Origin of the sequence: Salisediminibacterium halotolerans (genome assembly GCF_003814815.1) — a bacterium.
Lineage (GTDB): Bacteria > Bacillota > Bacilli > Bacillales > Salisediminibacteriaceae > Salisediminibacterium > Salisediminibacterium halotolerans.
Genome location: NZ_RKQQ01000007.1, coordinates 185,497 through 208,335, shown reverse-complemented (window position 1 = coordinate 208,335; position 22,839 = coordinate 185,497). Strand labels below are relative to the sequence as shown.

General features: G+C 46.3%; 22 protein-coding genes and 1 tRNA gene. 2 read left to right on the top strand and 21 right to left on the bottom strand.

Annotated elements, in window-relative coordinates; genetic code table 11:
* Positions 1-107: 107 nt before the first annotated feature.
* From EDD67_RS13130 to EDD67_RS13105, 6 genes are all read right to left on the bottom strand, one after another.
* Entirely contained in the window at positions 108-833 is a 726-nt protein-coding gene (locus tag EDD67_RS13130) for an amino acid ABC transporter ATP-binding protein (protein ID WP_121438613.1), read from the bottom strand.
* 71 nt (positions 834-904) lie between these two features.
* Complete coding sequence (gene yihA / locus EDD67_RS13125; RefSeq protein WP_093072935.1) at positions 905-1,522, bottom strand: ribosome biogenesis GTP-binding protein YihA/YsxC; 618 nt, start codon at positions 1,520-1,522, stop codon at positions 905-907.
* Positions 1,519-3,843 carry an endopeptidase La gene (lon, locus tag EDD67_RS13120; protein ID WP_093072934.1) on the bottom strand — a complete coding sequence of 775 codons (2,325 nt, stop codon included), beginning with the start codon at positions 3,841-3,843 and terminating at the stop codon, positions 1,519-1,521. Before lon ends, yihA begins: the two co-directional genes overlap by 4 nt.
* A gap of 140 nt (positions 3,844-3,983) precedes the next feature.
* Entirely contained in the window at positions 3,984-5,261 is a 1,278-nt protein-coding gene (clpX, locus tag EDD67_RS13115) for an ATP-dependent protease ATP-binding subunit ClpX (protein WP_121438598.1), read from the bottom strand.
* 200 nt (positions 5,262-5,461) lie between these two features.
* A complete protein-coding gene (gene tig, locus EDD67_RS13110; RefSeq protein WP_121438599.1) occupies positions 5,462-6,763 on the bottom strand; it encodes a trigger factor in 1,302 nt (433 codons plus the stop codon).
* A gap of 119 nt (positions 6,764-6,882) precedes the next feature.
* Entirely contained in the window at positions 6,883-7,953 is a 1,071-nt protein-coding gene (locus EDD67_RS13105) for a tetratricopeptide repeat protein (protein WP_121438600.1), read from the bottom strand.
* Between the two features lie 173 nt (positions 7,954-8,126).
* Between EDD67_RS13105 and EDD67_RS13100 the strand changes: the two genes are divergently transcribed.
* Entirely contained in the window at positions 8,127-8,498 is a 372-nt protein-coding gene (locus EDD67_RS13100; protein WP_093072930.1) for a hypothetical protein, read from the top strand.
* Between the two features lie 63 nt (positions 8,499-8,561).
* On the opposite strand, the gene EDD67_RS13095 is transcribed toward EDD67_RS13100, so the two are convergent.
* The 14 genes from EDD67_RS13095 to EDD67_RS13030 all read right to left on the bottom strand — a co-directional run bounded on the left by EDD67_RS13095 (position 8,562) and on the right by EDD67_RS13030 (position 20,783).
* Positions 8,562-8,638 (bottom strand) — tRNA-Arg (locus EDD67_RS13095).
* Between the two features lie 86 nt (positions 8,639-8,724).
* Positions 8,725-9,234 (bottom strand): metallophosphoesterase family protein, encoded by a 510-nt coding sequence (locus EDD67_RS13090; protein ID WP_121438601.1) that lies wholly within the window; start codon positions 9,232-9,234, stop codon positions 8,725-8,727.
* Positions 9,231-9,833, bottom strand: a complete 603-nt coding sequence (locus tag EDD67_RS13085; protein ID WP_093072928.1) for an XTP/dITP diphosphatase — start codon at positions 9,831-9,833, stop codon at positions 9,231-9,233. Before EDD67_RS13085 ends, EDD67_RS13090 begins: the two co-directional genes overlap by 4 nt.
* Positions 9,830-10,624: a ribonuclease PH gene (rph, locus tag EDD67_RS13080; protein WP_093072927.1), complete on the bottom strand. Its 795-nt coding sequence runs from the start codon at positions 10,622-10,624 to the stop codon at positions 9,830-9,832. The genes EDD67_RS13085 and rph overlap by 4 nt, the downstream gene beginning before the upstream one ends.
* An 89-nt stretch (positions 10,625-10,713) precedes the next feature.
* Complete coding sequence (gene racE / locus EDD67_RS13075) at positions 10,714-11,559, bottom strand: glutamate racemase (protein WP_093072926.1); 846 nt, start codon at positions 11,557-11,559, stop codon at positions 10,714-10,716.
* 31 nt (positions 11,560-11,590) lie between these two features.
* Entirely contained in the window at positions 11,591-12,067 is a 477-nt protein-coding gene (locus EDD67_RS13070; protein WP_093072925.1) for a MarR family winged helix-turn-helix transcriptional regulator, read from the bottom strand.
* A gap of 192 nt (positions 12,068-12,259) precedes the next feature.
* A complete protein-coding gene (ptsP, locus tag EDD67_RS13065) occupies positions 12,260-13,975 on the bottom strand; it encodes a phosphoenolpyruvate--protein phosphotransferase (protein WP_093072924.1) in 1,716 nt (571 codons plus the stop codon).
* Positions 13,975-14,238 (bottom strand): phosphocarrier protein HPr, encoded by a 264-nt coding sequence (locus EDD67_RS13060; RefSeq protein WP_093072923.1) that lies wholly within the window; start codon positions 14,236-14,238, stop codon positions 13,975-13,977. Before EDD67_RS13060 ends, ptsP begins: the two co-directional genes overlap by 1 nt.
* Before the next feature lie 229 nt (positions 14,239-14,467).
* The gene (locus EDD67_RS13055) at positions 14,468-15,313 is read right to left on the bottom strand and encodes a PRD domain-containing protein (RefSeq protein WP_158638116.1); all 846 of its coding nucleotides are present in this window, start codon (positions 15,311-15,313) and stop codon (positions 14,468-14,470) included.
* A 59-nt stretch (positions 15,314-15,372) separates the two neighbouring features.
* Positions 15,373-15,834, bottom strand: coding sequence for an acyl-CoA thioesterase (locus EDD67_RS13050; RefSeq protein WP_093072921.1), 462 nt, complete (start codon positions 15,832-15,834; stop codon positions 15,373-15,375).
* A 77-nt stretch (positions 15,835-15,911) separates the two neighbouring features.
* Positions 15,912-16,676, bottom strand: coding sequence for a succinate dehydrogenase iron-sulfur subunit (gene sdhB / locus EDD67_RS13045; protein WP_121438603.1), 765 nt, complete (start codon positions 16,674-16,676; stop codon positions 15,912-15,914).
* Positions 16,673-18,445, bottom strand: coding sequence for a succinate dehydrogenase flavoprotein subunit (gene sdhA, locus EDD67_RS13040; RefSeq protein WP_121438604.1), 1,773 nt, complete (start codon positions 18,443-18,445; stop codon positions 16,673-16,675). Before sdhA ends, sdhB begins: the two co-directional genes overlap by 4 nt.
* 22 nt (positions 18,446-18,467) lie before the next feature.
* On the bottom strand, positions 18,468-19,079 hold the full coding sequence (locus EDD67_RS13035; RefSeq protein ID WP_121438605.1) for a succinate dehydrogenase cytochrome b558 subunit: 612 nt from the start codon (positions 19,077-19,079) through the stop codon (positions 18,468-18,470).
* 354 nt (positions 19,080-19,433) lie between these two features.
* Complete coding sequence (locus tag EDD67_RS13030) at positions 19,434-20,783, bottom strand: TrkH family potassium uptake protein (RefSeq protein WP_093072917.1); 1,350 nt, start codon at positions 20,781-20,783, stop codon at positions 19,434-19,436.
* A 185-nt stretch (positions 20,784-20,968) separates the two neighbouring features.
* Between EDD67_RS13030 and EDD67_RS13025 the strand changes: the two genes are divergently transcribed.
* Positions 20,969-21,397: a DUF2507 domain-containing protein gene (locus tag EDD67_RS13025; protein WP_158638117.1), complete on the top strand. Its 429-nt coding sequence runs from the start codon at positions 20,969-20,971 to the stop codon at positions 21,395-21,397.
* A gap of 64 nt (positions 21,398-21,461) precedes the next feature.
* Here EDD67_RS13025 and EDD67_RS13020 read toward each other — a convergent pair whose 3' ends face one another.
* Entirely contained in the window at positions 21,462-22,709 is a 1,248-nt protein-coding gene (locus EDD67_RS13020) for an aspartate kinase (protein ID WP_121438606.1), read from the bottom strand.
* Positions 22,710-22,839 lie beyond the last annotated feature (130 nt).

Sequence of the window (22,839 nt, the reverse complement as noted above, 5' to 3'; positions counted from 1 at the left end):
ATTTTATCTCGTTTGCGCTTATGTAACAATTGCCTGCGTATCTTCTTTTCGCATATCAATATACATTATAACATTTACAAACTGCTTGTGTTACTCAGATGCTTCGTTTACGTTAAAACTTTGCTTAAAAATTCTTTCGTCCGTTCTTCTTTCGGCGATGCAAAAAACGTTGCCGAATCGTTGCGCTCAATGATTTCACCGTTATGCATATACATCGTTTCATTAGCCACTTCTTTTGCAAAGCCCATTTCATGAGTGACGACGATCATCGTCATTCCCTCACGGGCCAAATCTTTCATCGTTTCGAGCACTTCCCCGACGAGCTCGGGATCGAGCGCCGAGGTCGGCTCATCGAACAGCATAATCTCCGGCTGCATCGCGAGCGCACGGGCGATAGCGACACGCTGTTTTTGTCCGCCGGACAAGGTCGAAGGGTATTCGTCCGCTTTCTCGGCAAGACCGACTTTTTCCAGCAGCACGTTGCCTTCGTTTACCGCATCGGCTTTATTTTTACCTTTCACTTGAATCGGGGCTTCGATGACATTTTCCAGCACCGTTTTATGAGGGAATAAATAAAAATGTTGAAAGACCATCCCCATCTTTTGACGGATTTTATTGAGGTTATGTGTTTTTGCTTCAATCGCTTCCCCGTGGATACGGATTGTTCCGCTGTCTTTTAATTCGAGAAAATTTAAACAGCGCAGCAATGTGCTTTTTCCCGAACCGCTGGCACCGATCAAACAAAGAACACCGCCTTCTTGTACATCTAAATCAATATTATTTAAGACAGACGTATGTCCGAAAGATTTTGCCAATCCGCGGACTTCCAATATGTTTGCCAATGCGTTTACAGCTCCTTTCAAAAATCCGGAGCACGAATTCACGCACTCCGGAACAATGATCGTTATTCGTTATCCGTCTTTGGCTCCGGCTGACTTGAAAACAGCAAGCCGGTCATTGCTTTCCAAGCGTCATCTTTTCCAAGGCCTGTTTCAGCCGAAAACAAAATGACTGTATCGCTGTTGATGACACCGAGTGTTTCGTTGATCTGCTTTTTATGCTTTTGCCATTTGCCTTTCGGGATTTTATCCGCCTTTGTGCCGATAATAATAACCGGAATCTCATGATGCTTAAACCAATTGTACATGGCAACATCGTCTTTTGTCGGCTCGTGACGGCTGTCAACAAGCTGAACAACTCCGCGGAGTTGTTCGCGGGTCTGAAAATAGTGTTCAAGCAATTTTCCCCATGCTTCCCGTTCTTTTTTCGACACTTTCGCATAGCCGTAACCAGGAACATCGACAAAGTGAAAACGGTTGTTAATCAAATAAAAATTTAATGTTTGGGTTTTCCCCGGCTTCTGCGATGTTCTCGCCAGGTTTTTTCTCGTTAACACTTTATTAATAAACGATGATTTTCCGACATTGGACCGGCCGGAAAGGGCGATCTCCGGAAAGGGCGCCTGGGGAAACTGCGCTTCTCTCGCTGCGCTCATGACAATTTCTGCTTGGTTAATTTTCATGACCGTTCACCTGTCAAAGCATGTTTTAACACTTCATCCAAGTGCGAAACGGCAATAAACGTCAGACCGTCCCGTACACTTTTCGGAATATCTTCCAGGTCCTTCTCATTTTCTTTCGGCATAATAATGTGCGTCAGTCCGGCTCTGTGAGCGCTCATCGCTTTTTCCTTCAAACCGCCGATCGGTAGCACTCGGCCGCGAAGTGTGATTTCACCGGTCATTCCGACTTCCCGTTTAACCGGGCGTCCGGTTAATGCGGAAATTAACGCTGTCGCCATCGTTATTCCGGCAGACGGACCGTCTTTAGGAATCGCCCCTTCCGGAACATGAATGTGAATATCGTTATCTTCATTGAAGCTTGGATCAATGTTGAGTTCATCCGATTTTGAACGAATATAACTGAAAGCTGCTTGAGCAGATTCTTTCATCACATCGCCGAGCTTTCCGGTCAGTGTCAGTTTGCCTTTGCCCGGGGAGACGGAAACTTCGATCGTCAGCGTATCGCCCCCTGCCGATGTGTAAGCTAGTCCGGTCGCTGCACCGACTTGATCTTGCGTTTCCGCTTTTCCGTAACGGTATTGCGGTTTGCCAAGCAAGTCTTCGACAGTATTTTCTGTCACGATGACCCGTTTCTTGTCACCGGAAACGATCATTTTGGCAGCTTTTCGGCAAATCATCGCCATTTGCCGTTCCAAGCTTCTCACACCTGCTTCACGGGTGTAGTGACGGATTACTTTCAACACCGCTTCATCCTTTACTTGAATCTTGCCTTTTGATAAGCCGTGTTCTTTAATTTGTTTTGGCAGTAAATACCCTTTCGCAATTTCCATCTTTTCGACCTCGGTATAACCGGGAATGTGAATCATTTCCATTCTGTCTTGGAGAGGTGCAGGAATTTGCGAAATATTATTTGCTGTTGTGATAAACATCACCTTAGACAAATCGTACGGTTCTTCAATGAAGTGGTCGCTGAATGTATTATTTTGCTCCGGATCAAGCACTTCGAGAAGAGCAGACGAAGGATCGCCGCGAAAATCATGCGCCATTTTATCAATTTCATCGAGTAAAAAGACCGGGTTTACTGTGCCCGCTTTATACATCCCCTGGACGATCCGCCCGGGCATCGAACCGACGTACGTGCGGCGGTGGCCGCGAATTTCCGCTTCGTCGCGGACGCCTCCGAGTGACATCCGGACAAAATTGCGGTTTAACGATCGAGCTACTGAACGGGCTAAGGAAGTTTTTCCGACTCCCGGGGGACCTGTTAAACAAAGAATCGGCCCCTTTAATCGATTGGTCAGCTGTTGAACAGCGAGATACTCAAGTACACGCTCTTTAACTTTTTCCAAGCCGTGATGATCTTCATCAAGTATTTTTTCCGAGCGGTGAATATCAAGCACATCTTCCGTTTCATCGGTCCACGGGATTTGTACGAGCCATTCAATATAATTGCGGATGACAGAGCTTTCTGCTGAACTCGCCGGCATCCGCTCGTAGCGCTTCAGTTCTTTCAGCGCTTTTTCTTCGATATTGTCCGGCATTTCCGCTTGACGGACTTTTTCACGCAGTTCTTCCACTTCGCTCTCTTTGCCTTCGCGTTCGCCGAGCTCTTTTTGAATCGCCTTCATTTGTTCGCGCAAATAATATTCTTTTTGCGTCTTTTCCATCGATTTTTTAACTTCTTGGCCGATCTTTTTTTCAAGACCGAGCACTTCTTTTTCGTTTGTCAATACATCTAAAATGCGCCGAAGCCGATCTTCGACGGGAAGCGTTTCCAGAATCTCTTGCTTTTGCACAATTTTGAGCGGAAGATGAGAAGTGATGATATCAGCCAGTCTTCCGGGTTCAACAATATCCGAAACAGAGGCAAATGTCTCTTGAGTGATTTTTTTCGACATTTGAATGTATTGTTCGAACTGTTCAAGTACATTGCGCATAATCGCTTGTTCTTCAACTGTCGGTTCTTGCCGTTCGCCAATCATTGTTAATTCTACTTCAGCATGATCATCGTATTCAACATAATGATCAATCTTTCCGCGCTGAAGACCTTCGACGAGAACGCGTATCGTTCCGTTCGGGAGCTTCAGCATTTGATTGACTTTGGCGACGGTTCCGATTTCATAAATATCATCTTCATCCGGTTCATCTGTCGCCACTTCTTGCTGTGTCGTAAGAAACACTTCTTCTCCTTCGACCATTGCTTTTTCGAGCGCTTTAACCGAGCGGTCGCGCCCGACATCTAAATGAAGCACCATCGTCGGAAAGACGATCATACCGCGCAACGGCAGCAAAGGAACCGTTTTATGCTGATTTTCACTCATATGTAGTCAACTCCTCTTTATAAATCATCCGCCTGCAACGTCAGCACTGCCATATTCCCGTCTATGAAGGTTGGTTAAACATTGATTCAGGCGAGAAAAGGGCTGCCTCTCCCGAGACAGCCCTTTTTCTTGTCCGAAATTTATGCGCTTTCTTTCGGTTCTTCCGATCCTTCGATCGTTTCCCCTTCATTATTCAACAAGCGGGGCTGCTTGCTTTCGCGCACTGTTTCATCCGTTATGACACATTTTGAAATGTCTTCCCGTGCCGGAAGATCATACATAACATCAAGCATCATCGTTTCGATAATTGAACGTAACCCACGGGCTCCAGTGTTGCGTTCAATCGCTTTGCGAGCCACTTCGCGAAGCGCGTCTTCAGTAAATTCCAGCTCAACGTTATCTAAATCAAGCAGTTTTTGGTACTGCTTAACAAGCGCATTTTTCGGCGCAGTCAATATTTCAATCAGCGCTTCTTCATCAAGCTGTTCGAGGTAGGCGATGACCGGAATACGTCCGATAAACTCCGGTATTAACCCGTAGCGCAGTAAATCTTCCGGCAATATTTTGGAGAGTGTTTTTTCTTCTTCATCGTCAACTTTTTCACTCTCTGCGCCGAAGCCGATTACTTTTTTGCCGAGACGGCGCTTAATAATTTGATCAATACCGTCGAACGCTCCGCCAAGAATAAACAAGACATTCGTCGTGTCAATTTGAATAAATTCTTGATGCGGATGTTTCCGGCCGCCTTGCGGCGGAACGCTGGCTGTCGTCCCTTCCAAAATTTTCAAAAGAGCCTGCTGCACTCCCTCGCCGGAAACATCACGAGTGATTGACGGATTTTCCGACTTGCGGGCAACCTTATCGATTTCGTCAATATAAATAATCCCGCGTTCAGCTTTTTCCGTGTCGTAATCGGCCGCTTGGATGAGCTTAAGCAAGATATTTTCCACATCTTCGCCGACGTAGCCGGCCTCTGTAAGCGAGGTAGCATCAGCCATCGCAAACGGCACGTTCAGAATACGCGCTAAAGTCTGCGCCAAGAGTGTTTTACCGCTTCCTGTCGGGCCGATTAAGCAAATGTTGCTTTTAGCAAGCTCGACGTCGTCACTGCCGCTTCCCGATGTCGCGTTGACACGCTTATAATGGTTGTAAACAGCGACGGACAGAGTCTTTTTCGCCTGTTCCTGACCGATTACATAATCGTTTAAAATTCCCCGGATTTCATGCGGTTTCGGGATATCTTCCATTTCCACTTCTTCTTCGGTTCCGAGCTCTTCTTCGACAATTTCGTTACACAGTTCAATACACTCATCGCATATATACACACCCGGTCCGGCTACTAATTTTCGAACTTGATCTTGTGTTTTACCGCAAAAAGAACATTTCAGCTGTCCTTTTTCTTCATTAAACTTAAACATTGTTTCACCCCTCAGGCGTAATTTCGGTTTCGGTCCGGGAGCAGGATTTTCTGCCAACCTTCAAAAGCATTGTATCATACTTGCAATGCTGATTAATAAGAAAACACTTATGGTTTAATGACAATGATCAACAATTATGTAGAAAGAGCAAGGCACGGTTTATCCGCGCCTTGCTTTTGTTCTGGCAAATTAAGAACTGATTATTCAGCTGCTTTTTCTTCACTGTTTTCAACGAGCAGTTCGATCGCTTTGCGAACTTTCAAGTCGTTTTTCAGTGTATCGGTACCGCCTTGCATGCTGAGAATCTGTTTTATTTCTTCAGCAGGACGCTGGTACATTTCTGCCATTTTTTCGATTTCTGCATCAATATCTTCTTCTGATACCTCGATATTTTCCGCTTCAGAGATCGCTTCGAGCGTCAAATTCATGCGGACGCGTTTTTCAGCATCCTCTTTGAATTGCTCTTTCATTCCTTCCGCATCGGTTTGAGCAAATTGGTAATACATATCGAGCGACATGCCTTGCTGCTGCAAACGCTGGCCGAATTCTTCGAGCATACGGTCGGCTTCTGTGTCGATCATGGCATCAGGCAGGTCAATCGTTGTATTTTCTGTCGCCTGCTCAACAAGCGCATCTTTTTTCGCCATTTCGGCGTCGTCTTCTTTTTGTTTCTTCAGACGATCTGTAACTTCTTGCTTCAAATCTTCGAACGATTCATGTTCTTCGTTGACGTCTTTGGCAAATTCGTCGTCAAGCTCCGGAAGATCTTTACGTTTAATGTCATGCACTTTCACTTTGAACACAGCCGGTTTGCCGGCAAGTTCTTCTGCATGATACTCTTCAGGGAATTCAACATTTACTTCGGTTTCCTCGCCTGATTTCGCACCGATCAGCTCTTCTTCAAATCCAGGGATGAATTGGCCGGAACCGATCTCAAGCGTGTAGTTTTCTGCCTGGCCGCCTTCGAAGGCTTCCCCGTCAACAAATCCTTCAAAATCCATCACGACCGTGTCGCCGGATTGTACTTCCCCGTCTTCAACGGCTGCAAGGTCTGCATGCTGTTCACGAAGCTGTTCAATTTCCTGATCAATCTCTTCCGCTGTCACTTCGGTGTCTTGCGCATCGACAGCCAATCCTTTATATTGGCCCAGTTCAACTTCTGGTTTCACCGTTACGGTTGCTTTAAACTTCAAAGGCGAACCTTTTTCAATTTCTTCAATGTCGATTTGCGGTTGATCGACCGGCTCGATCCCTGCTTCTTCGACTGCCTCAGAGTATGCTTGCGGCAATACGATGTCGACAGCATCTTGATAGAGGCTTTCGACGCCGAAGCGCTGTTCGAAAATCTGCCGCGGTACACGGCCTTTACGAAATCCTGGAATATTTACGTCTTTAACAACTTTTTTAAACGCTTCGTCCAATGCTTTATTAAAACGCTCGCTGTCCACCTCTACAGTCAAAACGCCAGTGTTACCTTCTTGTTTTTCCCAATTAGCAGTCATAGGTACGTTCCCTCCAATATAAAATCAAACTTGTACGTTTTTTCGCAACCCTTATATTATAACACAGCCGTCATTCATTTCAATCGATGTAAATGAATTCCCGCGAGGATTATTATAAATTACTGTTCACCTTCTCGGTATGCGCTCATTTCATTCATCGAAAAAAGAAGCTGTTCAATCTCTTTAATATGTTCTGTACACATTGTGACATCCGATTCATCGGTGCCATAATGCGCTGATAACGAAATGAATTCTTCTCCGTCACTAAGTAAATGCCTGCCTGTTTCATGGAGCGCGCATGCCCATATGTCAATATCAGCCGGCTCGGGCTTTTTCGGATACAGCGCGAATAAATAATGCCACCAAACTTGCTGAACGATATCGAACAACGTTGGATTATCATCGGCTAATTCTTTTTCCAATCGGTCAATTACTTGCATGCCGAACGTTTCGTGGAACAGATCTTCTTTATGTAGTTCGATCGTGAAAGATTCGCCGAATTTATGTACAACAAACGTGCCGGTGCTGTCCATTTCCTTTAACAACTGTAAAATGTAACTTTTTAAAACCGGGTGCTGATCTTTTGATTTCAAAAAATCTCTGTAAGCATCTTCGACATCCGCTAATTTATGGTGGCTCAGCTGCTGAATCGCTCCCCACTGTTGATCAGGATTGCCCTTTTCAAGGTCGTTTATCAGCTCTGCAGGCGGGGGCATTAATGCTTGTTCTTCCATCAAAGTATCGTCGCTCGGCGCTCCATACTCATCGGTCATTTGCCTGGAGAAATCGAGCAGTTGGTAAAACGTTTCGGCCATTTCTGACGGGAGTTTGTCTTCTTGAATGACAACTTCAAGCAAATCAACAACTTCATCATATGCTCCAAGCTGAACTAGAAGCGATACATAGACTTGCAGCACTTCGTAATAATCGCCAATGCCTTCTTTAAGCATCGATTCACAATATTTTTTTGCTTCGTCCAGCCGGTTAAGTTCAATGTTTGTGATCACCAGACCGTAACGCGCCTGAGCGTGTTCGGGATCTAATTCCGTTGACTGGTTGAAATACGTTAACGCATCGTAATACTTCTGTTCTTTCAACGCTGTCATTCCCTTTTCCGAAAGCTTTTGGACCAGCCCGGGAAATAAAATAACGTTATCGTTTTCTGACGGATCGTGCGACTTGCTGCTCATATATTTTCACCTCCTTATCTGACATTGTATCCATTAATCTTATCAATTTCCTTCCAGAAATACAATTGCGCAATTTCAGCAGGATCGAAAAAGATCAGCCGATGTTTAGCGAAGCACTAAGGCGTGAACAGGATAGCAGAACAACTTTTTATTTTCGATTGGAGGCTCGTTAAATGATCACAGAGGGATCCGTCCATTTTCATGATGCTGCCGAGGGTGATATGCTCCAGGGTATTTCGCAAATGATCGCAGAAACACTCCGCACAGAAGGCATCGAGTTCAATGAAACCGAATTGATTCAAGTTGCAGAGTCTGACCATCAGTACAAGCTTCATCTGCTGCACAGCGAAAAAGACGTACAATCCGCCGTCAAGTCGGTCCATATCGAGGTTGTTACCCCGGAATTTATCGAATATCAAAAAATGCAGGGACTGGTTGAAATGAGCGGCGAGCTCGAACAGGAAGACGAGAACAGTTTACGGCTGAATGAAATTAAGTCATTTTTAGAGGACAATCCGGTCGTTGCTGAATGGCAGCTGGAATAAATCAGGCCGAAAAAAAAAACGCAAACCTCTTGTCAGCAAGGGGTTTGCGGTATATTTTAAAAATGGCATCCCAGGCAGGATTCGAACCTGCGACCTACGGCTTAGAAGGCCGTTGCTCTATCCAGCTGAGCTACTGGGACACAGTTGCGGAATACGTTTATATGTATCGGCTGACGCAAATGCGACAGTATTCAATATAAACAATTCCGCAAAGTATGTCAACTGTCTATTTTGAAAAATGCCCGCTCAAATCGGCAAGCTCGTTCCCGTCAAGATCAAAAAAAGTGACGGTTTTTTGCTTTTCTGTCAACTCGACAACAGCATAAGAACCGACCGGATAGCCGCGCGGCTGTCTTAAACTCCCGGGATTGATTAACAGAATGCCGTTTTTTTCTGCAGCTGCCGGGAAGTGTGTATGGCCGTAACATACAACATCCGCGCCTGCTTCTTCCCCTTTATACAGAAGCGTTTGATCCGTCATTTTCACATTTAATAAATGTCCGTGTCCAGCAAAAAACACGCTGTTATTTACTTCTTCAACAGTCTCCTCCGGAAATTCGTCTCCTAAATCACAATTTCCTTTCACCGTAACAATCCCGTCGAGCGCTTCGTGATCCGCCGCAAGCTCTGAATCACCGCAATGGAGAATCAAATCCACTTCGGCACGATGCCGATCAGCGACGCGCTTTACGGCTTCGGTCCATCCGTGACTGTCACTCATTATTAATGTTTTCATTGTTGAGCCTCCTTTAACCACGTATCCCATGCTTCTGTCATTTTTTTTAGCGCATCCGCCCGGTGGCTGACGTTATTTTTCTCATCTTTTGTTAAATGAGCAAACGTTTTGCCGAGCGGCGGATAATAAAAGAGCGGATCATAGCCGAACCCTTCGGTGCCTGAAAGTTCCGAAGCAATCTCTCCTGTGACACTCCCTCGAACCGTTTTCACTGTTCCGTTTGGAAAGTAAACCGCTATGACGCAAATAAACGATGCTTGTCTGTTCGTTTTTTCCGCCAGTTCTTCCAACAATTTTTCGTTGTTCGCATCGTCATCTTTATCCGCACCGGCATAACGCGCTGAATAAATCCCCGGCCTTCCGTCAAGAGCTTCAACGGCGAGCCCGGAATCATCGGCGATCACGATCTGATTCAGGTATCGGCCGAGAGTCGTCGCTTTTTTAATCGCGTTCGCTTCAAACGTTGCACCGTCTTCGATAATGTCCGGCAGCTCGGAAAACTCTTTCAGTGAACGGACAGTTATATCTCTCGCAGCAAAGAAATGTTCAAATTCAGCAATTTTCCCTCGATTATTCGTGGCAATCACGACCGTCTTCATGAGCGCCCTCCTTCTGAGCTGTCAAGACCGGCGCCGGCATGCATATTCTGAACTTGCCCAACGGTTTCAGCAAAACTGCCGAGCGACTCTTTTTGAATCTGAACAAGCTTATGAACACCGATTTCTGCATAATCCAACATCGTATTCAGTTGTTTACGCGTAAATGTAGCTTCTTCACCTGTTCCTTGAATCTCAACGATATCGCCGTTATCAGTCATCACGACGTTCATATCAACGTCCGCTTGAGAATCTTCATTATAGTCAAGATCGAGCATAATTTGACCTTCTGTATCTACCCCGACGGAAATAGCAGCAAGAAACCCTTTTAAAGGATTCACCTGAAGTTTCTCATTATTCATCAGTGTCTCAAATGCGAGACCGACGGCAATAAATGCACCGGTAATCGAGGCTGTGCGCGTGCCGCCGTCAGCTTGAATCACATCACAGTCAATCCAAACTGTCCGTTCGCCCAATTGATCTAAATCAACAACAGAGCGCAGCGCGCGGCCGATTAAACGCTGAATCTCCATTGTGCGGCCTGCCACCTTACCTTTAGAAGATTCTCGAATTGTCCGCTGTTCCGTTGCTCGGGGAAGCATCGCATATTCCGCTGTAATCCAGCCTTTACCTTGGCCGCGCATAAACGGCGGTACCCGGTCTTCAACACTCGCTGAACAAATAACTTTCGTATCACCGAACGAAATCAGCACGGACCCTTCCGGGTGCTTAATATATTCGGTTTCGACTTTTACATGCCGAAGCTGATCATTCAATCGTTCTTCATCTCGCATTACAAATCTCTCCTTAAAATGAACTGACGCATGACAAAACGGCATTGAAAAAGAAGACGCAGCCGCACCGCTGCCTCTTCCCGCTTGCCTTATTCGTTGCGGTTGGCAGAAGCAGGTTGAAATTGCCCGCCTGCCGTCAAACCGAGATCAGTCTGTTTTACAACGATATCAGGCATTCCGAGCCAATTTTCCGCCATGTCGCGAAACTTAGGCATCCCGCCTGTTGTGTAAAAAATGTGTTGCGGCGGCCGGTCACCAACATAAAGCATATTCTTATGATACATTAACGAACTGACTTCCCGGGCCGTTTCATCTCCGGAACAAATGATTTCAACATCCGTCCCCATCACATCTTTCACTTGTTTTTCAATCATCGGATAATGAGTGCAGCCTAAAATTAAACTGTCTATACTGTACATTAACATCGGTTCCAGCGCAGACTCAATTGTTTTAAGCGCCTGACTGCTGAAATAGTCCCCTGCTTCTACCAATGGGACAAGCGTCGGACAAGCGGCACTGACAACTTTCACCTCGCCGTTAATCGAACGCAGTTCGTCGTAATAAGCACCGCTCGAAATAGTGCCTTCCGTTCCAATCACGCCGATTTCCTTATTTTTCGTTGCTTTTAACGCAGCAACCGCACCGGGGTGAATCACGCCGAGCACCGGAATCGGCAATTGTTCAGCCGCTTCTTCCAAAACGACAGCAGAAGCCGTATTGCAGGCGATCACCAGTAATTTAATCTCAAACGACATTAAATAATCGATCATTTCCCACGTAAAGGTACGGACTTCCGCCTCATCACGCGGTCCATACGGACAGCGTTTTGTATCGCCGATATATAAAATTTCTTCTTTCGGGAGCTGGCGGATAATTTCAGAAGCGACAGTCAGCCCGCCGATCCCCGAATCAATAACGCCTATTGGTTTATCCACATTCATCTTCCTTTATGTTATTTTCTAACAGTCAAAATGATTTCCACGTTTCTGCGTCGCGCTTCATTTCTTCAAAAAGCTGCGATAAACTGTTTTCCAAAAAATCGACTTCGTCTTTTGAAAAATTCTCTAATACATCTTGTAAGTAAGCTTCGCGCTGATTAATCACTTCGCGGATAATCGTTGTCCCTTTGTCTTGCAAATGGATCCGCACAACACGGCGGTCGTTCTCATCTTTCACGCGTTCAACAAGATCATTTTTCTCCATTCGGTCAATTAAATCCGTTGTCGTACTGTATGCGAGATACATTTTCGCCGACAGTTCTCCGATCGTCATATCACCGTATTCATGGAGCCATTGCAAAGCAACAAACTGCGGCGGGGTAATCGGAAATTCATTTAAAATTTCACGGCCTTTTTGTTTAACAATATCGGCAACCATCCGCAAGGTCCGTTCTATTGATCCGACTTGATTCCGGTCAATCGTTTCATTTCTCTGCTCCGTCATTGCCGTGCTCCTTTCTAAACTGCAAACGTTAACCCGCCTAATTGATTCAGACGAGCAACTTACGGTTTGTATTTTAACATAACTTAAGCCGGTTTGCTTCTCCCGACAGGTAAATATCGTATCAAATAAGAAGATATGTAAAAAAACCGATAACAGCCGTAATCAAGCTGTTATCGGTTAAAGGCCGTGCCATTAAAGGTATTGTTCACGAACGAGCGCTTCCACCTCGTCAGCGGAATTCATTTCAAGCGCTTTTTCCGCCGTTTTTACTGCTTCCGCTTTCGTCAGTTTACTCAACTGGCTTCGCGCCGGAAGAACGGACGTTGCACTCATACTGAATTCATCCAGTCCGAGCCCTAATAACAGCGGAACCGCTACCTCATCTCCCGCCATTTCACCGCACATGCCTGTCCATTTACCTTCTGCATGTGAGGCGTCAATTACCATTTTGACAAGGCGTAAAATCGCCGGATTGTACGGCTGGTATAAATAGGACACTTGTTCGTTCATGCGGTCGGCCGCCATCGTATACTGAATTAAATCGTTCGTGCCGATACTGAAAAAGTCGACTTCCTTGGCAAATTGCGGCGCCATGACAGCTGTTGACGGAATTTCTACCATGATACCGACTTCGATCTCTTCGCCGACATTTACTTGCTCTGCCTGCAGCTGATTCTTTTCTTCTTCAAGCATTTGTTTCGCTTGTCTGAATTCATCAAGCGTAGCAATCATCGGGAACATGATTTTTAAGTTGCCGTAAACAGAGGCGCGCAATAGCGCCCGCAGCTGGGTGCGGAATATATCGTCTTTTTCCAAACAAAGACGGATCGCCCGGAAACCGAGGAAAGGATTCATTTCATCCGGCAAGTTCAAGTAAGGAAGCTCTTTATCTCCGCCGACATCCAGCGTGCGGATGACAACCGGGCGTTCACCCATTTGCTCGACGACTTTTTTATAGGCTTCAAACTGCTCGTCTTCCGACGGCAAGTCTTCCCGGCCCATGTAAAGGAATTCGGTCCGGTATAAGCCGACGCCTTCACTTCCGTTATTTTCAACACCTTCGACATCGTCGGGCGTGCCGATATTTGCCACAAGCTCCACTTGAACGCCGTCTTTTGTTTTAGACGGTTCGTTTTTCAGTTTCGCCCATTCTTTTTTCTGTTCTTCAAAATCAGCTTGTTTTTGACGGTACTGCTTCAGCTCGTCTTCGGACGGGTCGATAACAACCTCACCAGAAAGCCCGTCAATAATCATCATCGTCCCGGCCTCAACCTCGGATGTCACTTCCTTTGTGCCGACGACAGCAGGGATTTCCATCGAACGCGCCATAATCGCTGAATGCGATGTGCGTCCGCCGATATCGGTCACGAAGCCTTGGACATACTTTTTATTCAGCTGCGCTGTGTCCGACGGCGTTAGATCATCTGCGACAATAATGACTTCTTCATCCACTTCCGCTAATGAAGCAATCGGCTCACCAAGAACGTGAGCGAGAACCCGCTTTGACACATCGCGAATGTCTGCGGCGCGTTCTTTCATGTATTCATTGTCCATCGATTCAAACATCGTCACGAATTGATCTGTTACTTCTTTTAAAGCAAAAGACGCATTAACGTGATCATCTTGGATTTTCTGTTTAATCGGATCAACGAGTTCCGGATCTTTCAAGACGAGCAAGTGCGCGGAAAAAATTTCAGCATGCTCTTCGCCGAGATCCTTCAACGTTTTTTCCCGAATAGCTTCAAGCTCATTCATTGATTGGTCAAGCGCTTGTTCGAGCGTTTTGATTTGTTCGTCAGGATTTGTAATAGACTCTTTCGTTACAGTTAAATCGGGCGTTTCTGCACGAAAGGCCTTAGCAATCGCAATTCCTGACGAAGCGGCGATTCCTGTCAGTTGTTTGCTCATTATTTAGCCAAACTTTCCTGCATAATCTCATCAAGGGAACCGAGTGCTTCTTCAGCATCCGGACCTTCTGCTTTAATTGTCACTTCGCCGCCTTGACCAACGCCGAGAGACATGACGCCCATGATCGATTTCAAGTTAACAGATTTTCCGTTGTATTCAAGTGTTACTTCAGATTCAAACTGTCCCGCTTTGTTCACGAGCTGTGTAGCCGGTCGTGCGTGAATTCCTGTGTCTGCTGTGATTGTGTAATTTTTCTCTGCCATGGTAAAACACTCCTTGATTTTAATTAATTTTTACGATGGATCGGGGAGAAACGTTTGTTATCTGCCCTCCCTAGTCTGATTGTATGCAGAAAGCGGTGTCAACTGCAATAAAAAAAGCATGAGTAAAGAAAATGCATGCGGAGAAGTCCGGCGACCTTTACCGGTATATCTGTCTCCTAAACACTTCTCTTTACTCATGCCTGATCTTGTCAGTTACACGTAAATTGAGTCAGTTGCTTACATCGGTCAATATCTTTAAATAAAGGATAAACTGCACCGCTTCCCATTCAGACAAGGACGTACCCATCGTTTTCTCGATCATTCTCATGATGTTACGGGTTACATTATAGCATAAGGGAACTTCTTCTTTCAAGACGGAAATATATTCCTTCGCCGCGCATTGATCGCCTTGCGGCAGCGGATCATCAATCATTTGTTTCAAGTGCTGGACAACCCTTCTTAATGCCGGGTTATACTCATTGATCGTCAGCGCTAATTTCTCTTCTATATACGCGAGCGAACGCGAGATAATCTCTTGTTCCTGGCTTTGAGAGGACGTTTCGCGGTGCATTGAACTTTGGATGTGAAGCGTGACAAACCCGACTTCCGCTTCCGGAAGGCGCATCCCCGTTTTGTCAGCAATGAACGCGACTGCTCTCTCGGCAATTTGGTACGTATCATAATAAAGCCATTTCGTTTCTGTTAAAAAGGGGTTTTGAATATCCGTTGCGTCTCTTGTTCGCTGCAGGGCCAATGCCAAATGCTGCGTCAGAGCAAAATGAACGGATTCGTCAAGCTGAAACCCGACCTCATCTTGAATATTCGCAATCGATTCGTGAATGATGAGCAGCGTCTCTTCTGATTCTTTAGCAAGTAGATGTCTGTATTTTTCCTGCTCATCAACATCTATTAATGAATATACCTTGTCATAAGATGTCGCCTCAAACGGATCGCCTTGCTTCATTCCGAATCCGATACCCTTGCCGATAAACATAACCTCGTTTCCGGCATGGTTCTCTGCAATAACAACATTATTATTCAACGGTTTTTGTACCTTGTATCCCTCATTTTTCACTGACGGCACCCCTCGTATTGTGACACTGACACTATCATATATAGGGTAACGAAGAGCCGTCAACTGAAAGAAGAGATTTTAAGCAGATGGCGGCGCTGTTCTTCTTCCAATGGTTCTGCTGATCCGGTTTTGGAATTAATCTGCACAATCGCGCCCCGACCGGTAACGCACATATCGTTTCGGCCGTTTAAAATAACGTAATGAAGGTCGAGTGAACTGGAACCTACTCCGGCCACCTTGACGCCGACCCGCAATTGTTCGTCAAAATACACTTGCCGGAGGTAATCCGCTTGTAAATCCGCTGTGACGATAATCTGTTCGGATTGTTGATTCATCCACCCCGTCATAAAGCCGGCTTCCTTTAAAAACTCAAGCCTGGCATCTTCAAAGAAGCTGAACACTTTTGTGTTATTTAAGTGACCGAACATATCTAAATCAGAAAAACGAACCGTGCGTGCATGAAAAAACGTAAACTCTTCCCGCCAATTTTCCATAACATCGATATAAGCAGGCTGTTTCATTCGGCCTCGCCCCTTTTTATGAATGATTGTTCATTCAATATTTTTTAAACAATAAAGAGGGGAAAGCCCCCTCTTTATTAAGCTGTGTTATCTGTACCGAAGAAGTTTTTGAACGACTGCAACGTTGTCGCGCGGTTCATCGCCGCAATCGAGGTCGTCAACGGGATTTCTTTCGGACAAGCCTCGACGCAATTTTGCGAATTTCCGCAACTGGCCAGCCCGCCTTCACCGTCCATCAACGTTTCCAAACGCTCCGCTTTATGCATCGCACCGGTCGGATGCGCATTAAACAGACGAACTTGCGAAATCGCTGCCGGACCGATAAATTCAGACTTATCATTCACGTTTGGACAGGCTTGCAAACATACACCGCAAGTCATGCATTTAGACAATTCGTAGGCCCATTGCCGTTTCGCTTCCGGCATCCGCGGCCCCGGTCCAAGATCGTACGTACCGTCAATCGGCACCCAGGCTTTGACGCGTTTTAACGACTCGAACATTTGACTGCGGTCGATTAACAGATCGCGTACAACCGGGAACGTGTCCATCGGCTCCAAGCGGATCGGCTGCTCAAGCTGGTCGATTAATGCTGTGCATGACTGTCGTGCTTTGCCGTTAATCACCATTGAACAGGCTCCGCATACTTCCTCAAGGCAGCTCGCGTCCCAAGCGACTGACGTTGTTTCTTCGCCATTTGCATTCACCGGATTGCGGCGGATTTCCATCAGTGCAGAAATCACGTTCATATTCGGGCGGTACGGCAATTCAAACCGCTCTTCATATGATTTGCTGTCCTGGTCTTTTTGACGCTTCACAATCAATTGGATGGTTTGTTCGCTCATGCTTTTCCACCAGCCTTTTTCGTAGATGTATAATCACGCTTTCGCGGTGTAATTAAGGAAACATCGACATTTTCGTATTCAAATTCAGGGTGACCGGTTTCAGGATTGTACTTCGCTTTTGTCGTTTTCAGCCACTGTTCATCATTTCGATCAGGATATTCCGGTTTGTAATGGGCTCCGCGGCTTTCATTTCGGTTATAGGCGCCGAGCGTAATGACTCTGCCGAGATTGATCATCGACTTTAGCTGGCGAATAAACGCAGCGCTTTGATTCGACCACTGGGACGTATCATCAATGCTGATGTTCTCGTAACGTTCAAGCAGCTGCTGCAAAGCTTCGTCGGTTTGCGCTAATTTATCGTTCTCACGAACAACCGTTACGTTCTCTGTCATCCAAGATCCGAGCTCTTGATGCAAACGGAATGCATTTTCGTCGCCTTTCATGTTTAAAATCCGTTCGAACTCGTCTTTATCTGCTGCCAATTGTTTAGTGAATACGTCTTCCGACATATCTTCAGCATGCGTATCAAGCTCATTAATATATTCAACAGATTTCGGACCGGCGACCATGCCGCCGTAAATCGAAGACAAAAGCGAATTAGCGCCGAGGCGGTTTGCGCCGTGAATCGAATAGTCAACCTCGCCGGCAGCAAACAGCCCGGGGATGTTTGTCATTTGGTCGTAATCGACCCAAAGACCGCCCATCGAATAGTGTACTGCCGGGAAGATTTTCATCGGCACTTTTCGCGGGTCGTCGCCCATAAACTTCTCGTAAATTTCCATAATCCCGCCGAGTTTAACATCGAGCTCTTTGGAATCTTTATGAGATAAGTCCAGATAAACCATGTTTTCGCCGTTAATTCCGAGTTTTTGGTTCACGCAGACGTCGAAAATTTCTCTCGTCGCTATATCGCGCGGGACGAGATTGCCGTAGGCCGGGTATTTTTCTTCGAGAAAATACCAAGGTTCGCCGTTTGCATCGTACGTCCAAACCCGGCCTCCTTCACCGCGTGCCGATTCACTCATTAACCGCAATTTATCATCGCCGGGAATCGCCGTCGGATGGATTTGAATAAACTCGCCGTTAGCGTAATAAGCTCCCTGCTCATAGACAGCGGCAGCAGCATAGCCGGTATTGATCATCGAATTCGTTGATTTCCCGAAAACTATCCCCGGTCCGCCGGTTGCTAAAATCACGGCATCGCCGCGAAACGACGCCATTTCCATCGTATTCAGGTTTTGTGCCGTCATGCCGCGGCATACACCGTCATCATCCAATACAGCGTGCAAAAACTCCCAGCCTTCGTATTTATTAACGAGCCCGTCGACTTCATGACGGCGGACTTGCTCATCCAATGCATACAAGAGCTGCTGCCCGGTTGTCGCTCCCGCGTAAGCGGTGCGGTGATGCTGTGTGCCGCCGAAGCGGCGGAGGGATAAAATGCCTTCTGCAGTACGATTAAACATCACACCCATGCGGTCAAGCAAATGAATTATGCTCGGCGCAGCATCGGTCATCGCTTTCACCGGCGGCTGATTGGCCAGAAAATCTCCGCCGTAAACCGAATCATCGAAATGCTCCCACGTCGAATCGCCTTCGCCCATTGTATTTAATGCGCCGTTAATGCCGCCCTGTGCACAAACAGAGTGTGAACGTTTTACGGGCACAACGGAAAAGAGATCCACTTCCTTGCCTGCTTCTGCTGCTTTAATCGTTGCCATTAAACCGGCCAGACCGCCGCCGACAACGATGATTTTTCCTTTACTCATCGAAAACACTCCTTCGTTTGATCTATCCTACAAAAGCCAAAATGGACCGGATACCGACAAAAGTCAGTCCAAGGAAAACGGCTAAGGCAATATACTGCATAACTTTCTGAGAACGCGGGGTGACTGTAATCCCCCAAGTGATCGCAAACGACCACAGCCCGTTCGCAAAGTGGAACGTCGTCGCTGTTATACCAATAATATACGCAATAAGTGCAACCGGATTTTCAACGATCTCCACCATCATGTTGAAGTTCACTTCCGCTCCAAACGCAGCCGCCAGTCTTGTTTCCCACACATGCCACGTCACAAAAATCAATACGAGCACACCGGAAATCCGTTGAAGACGGAACATCCAATTGCGGAAATAGCCGTATGTAGCAGTGTTATTTCGAGCTTGAAAAGCGATATACAATCCGTAAACCGCGTGAAAAATAATCGGGATAAAAATCAGTGTCAGCTCCATAAAATACCGGTACGGAAGACCTTCCATCACGGCCACGGCTTGATTGTAAGCTTCCGGACCTCTGACAGCGAAATAATTCACCGTCAAATGAACAATTAAAAACGCGCCGACAGGAATGACACCCAGCAATGAGTGCAGCTTTCTGTAAAAAAATTCACGATTGTTCGACATACCTTTCTCCCCCTATAATTTAAAATGTTCGGAGACTTGCTGAATTCCCATTTGAATGCTTCAGCCCCCTTTTAGCGTTGCTGTTTTTTGGCAAGAATAAGAAAACGTGAATTTGTGAATAAAATGTGTCATCTTAATTCTACGCCTCTCCCACCCCTCCGTCAAGAAAGCGGATACAGGTTCATTTTAACAGAAACGCCTTGAGATCGGCACAATCTTGCAAATTTTCTGATTAAAAATTCACGAAATTTTTTCATGACAGCTCAGCAAATTTGCGGGGAAGCCAGCTTGGCTGCTTCCCCGGGCTGATCTCCTGCAATATTTTTTCAGTATACCATTTCTCCTCTCGTTCCACTAGCCGATAATAATCCGCTCGGTCGGATGCTTATACGGGGTTTTCTTATCCTGAGCACGGATCGAAAACAGAAAAGCTACCAGTCCGACCCGGCCGATCAGCATTAACGTCATGAGGATCGATTGACTGGCGAAAGTCAGTTCATCCGTGATTCCCATCGAGAGTCCGACCGTCCCGAAAGCCGAGCTGGCATCGAAGACGATCGCCATCAAGGCGATGTCATTCGCCTGTTCAAAAACAGCTATTAAAATAACAGCGAAAAATAAACCGACCATAAATACAGACAAGACGATAAATGCTTTCTGTCTATCTTCCTGATGAATTTCCCGTCCGAACGCCTTTACATCGCTGCGGCCGAGGATGAAGCTTCGAATCGTCAAAAACATCACGGCCAGTGTCGTCGTGCGGATCCCGCCGCCGACACTTGAAGGGCTTGCGCCGATGATCATCAAGCCTGACAAAAACAACAAGCTTGCCAGCGTCAAATCGGACACGTCCATTGTCGACAAGCCGCCGCTTCTGGCCGTAGCCGAATTAAACATTGAGAAAAACAGCTGCTGATGCCAAGGCATCCCTTCATAATAGGCGCCGATCTCCATCAGCCATAAACCGGCCGCACCGATCACAAACACGATGAAATATGTCGACACGGAAATTTTCGTAAACAGGCTGAAGCGAAACTGTTTATTCTCCGGATTAAAATATTCGCGAATTTCCAGCAAAACAGGAAATCCGATCGCCCCGGCAAAGATCAGCAAAATGTTGACGAGCTGTACGAAATAATCATCCGCAAACGGAACGAGCGACTGTCCGGTGACATCAAACCCGGCATTTGTAAATGCTGATAATGCTCCGAATGCCCCTTGATAATAAGCTTCTTGGGCGGTATCGAAAAAATTCATGTAATATGTACCGAGAATCAGCGCCCCGACGACTTCGATGCCGATCGCAACAAAAAGAATTCCGCGCATCAGTTTAACCATCCCGGCAAAGGATATTTGATTTTGGTCAACCATGATCAGCATGCGGCGGGAAAGGGGAATTTTTTGGCCGAGAACCATCCAGACGAAAGTTCCCAATGTCATTACACCGATTCCGCCTAGCTGAATCGCCAGTGCTAAGAAAAAGACTCCTGCACCGCTGTATGTCTCTGAAACATTAACGACGGTCAGGCCGGTCACGCTGACGGCGCTGACCGCGGTGAAAAGCGCCTCCTGATAGGACACCGCTTCTCCCGGAAGCGATGAAACCGGCAAGTATAAAAGTATGCTGAAAACAGCCATCGCAATAATGTAAGACAGGACAATAATTCGAAACGGGGTGAGCAGTTTGTTCATGCCGAATTTCATTGCGTAACCTCCTGCAGACTATTCGCCAAACAGTATACCATGCCAAGAATAACCAGGTCACCAAGCAAATCACGCTTTTCGGCGAAATAAAGGAAGGAAAAGATTACCTTTCTTTTTGTACGGCCGTTTATGATAAGATGAAGACGTACCGCTGTAAAACCGTGAGAAAAAGGATGAGGATAAACATGTTTAACAAAAAGAAACACGAAGAACCGGCGGATGTGCCGGCTTTCAGTTATAAACTTTTACGCAACGACGTTCTGCCGGAATTATTAGGTGAAGACGAATCGGTTATTTTATATTATATCGGCCGCACTTTAGCCCGCAAACACGCAGACAATTGGCGGGAAAACGGGGTGCCGATTTTCTTTCAAGAAGCCGGTTGGGGACTTTTGGATGAACTCAAAACGAAGGCCAACAGAAAAACGTATGTGCTTTCAGTAGATTTTGCGGCAAGTGACACATCGTTCGCGCTTGAAACAGGCTTTTTAGCGCAAGTCACAGAGAACGAGACCGGTCATGTAACCGAAGCAACGTATGAAGTGAAAGAGACAAATCCGCAATTGGTTCATATCTATGTAAAAACAGACCGCAAAGATCCGCGGGAAAGCTGAACGTTAAACGAAGCCGCCGGCACAGTCGATGCCGGCGGCTGTTTTAAACGCTGAATCGGTTCATTCAAGCCTGCAGCGCCTCAACCTTTTCTTTATCCTTCTGACCCAGCTCAAATTGAGCATGAAGGGCATTCGCCGCACGAATCATCGCTTCTTCGGGCACGATCGCAGAGACACCGATTTCTGAGGTGCTGACCATCTTAATTTCTACTTCTTCCTCAGAAAGAACACGGAACATATCGGCTGCAACACCCGGGTTTGAAATCATTCCCGAACCGACAATCGATACTTTTGCCAGCAAGCTTTCATGGCGGACGATGCTGTAGCAGAGATGGACTTTATTCTCTTCCAGCAGTTCCAGCGCCCGATCCAATTTGTCCGTATCTACCGAAAACGACACGTTCAAAGCATGATCGGAGGTTGTCTGCTGAATAATCAAATCGACATTGATCCCTTCTGCGGCCAGAATGGCAAACACTTCAGACATCGTTTCGTATTGATTCGGTAAACGTTCGATGGAGATTTTCGTGATATCTTTTTCAAATGCTAAGCCGCGAACAATTAAATTTTCTTCCATGGATACTTCCTCCTCTACGAGTGTTCCGGGAACATCTTCCAAACTGGAGCGGACGATCAGCGGGACGCTGTAATTTTTCGCGAATTCGACAGCCCGCGGATGGAGCACTCCAGCGCCGAGGTTAGCTAATTCCAGCATTTCATCGTAAGAAACACTGTCTAATTGACGGGCGCCGTCGACGTACCGCGGATCGGCTGTGTATACGCCGGTGACATCTGTGAAAATAGAACAGCTGTCTGCTTGTAAAGCGGCAGCGAGAGCAACAGCCGTTGTATCTGAGCCGCCTCTTCCGAGGGTGGTAATATCTCCGCCATCGCTGACGCCCTGAAAGCCCGCGACGAGCACCGCTTTCCCTTCATTTAAATAGTCTTGAACAAACGAAGGATCGATATCGGTTATTCTTGCATCTTGGTGAACCGGTTCAGTTCGGATCCCTGCTTGCCAACCGGTTAATGAAACAGCTTCGACTCCCAATTCTTTCAATGCCATGACAACTAAGGAAATGGTTACTTGTTCTCCGGTTGTAAGCAGCATATCCATTTCACGCGGATCAGGGGAATCGGTAATATCATTTGCGAGATCAACCAGCTTATCCGTCGATTTCCCCATCGCCGATACGACAGTTACGACTTGATCGCCTTCTTCCATTCGAGCGCGGATTCTTTCAGCGACCCGTTTAATTTTGTCGGTATCGCCGACTGAAGTGCCCCCAAACTTTTGCACAACTGTAGCCAATGTCGATTCCTCCTCTGATGTATTCATTTTACGGAAAATTTCGAAATTTCATCCTGCAGCACAGCTGCTAGTTTTTCGCTGTGCCGCACCGGCCTTGAAACCGGCAAAATACATCTCTAAGCGTAACAAA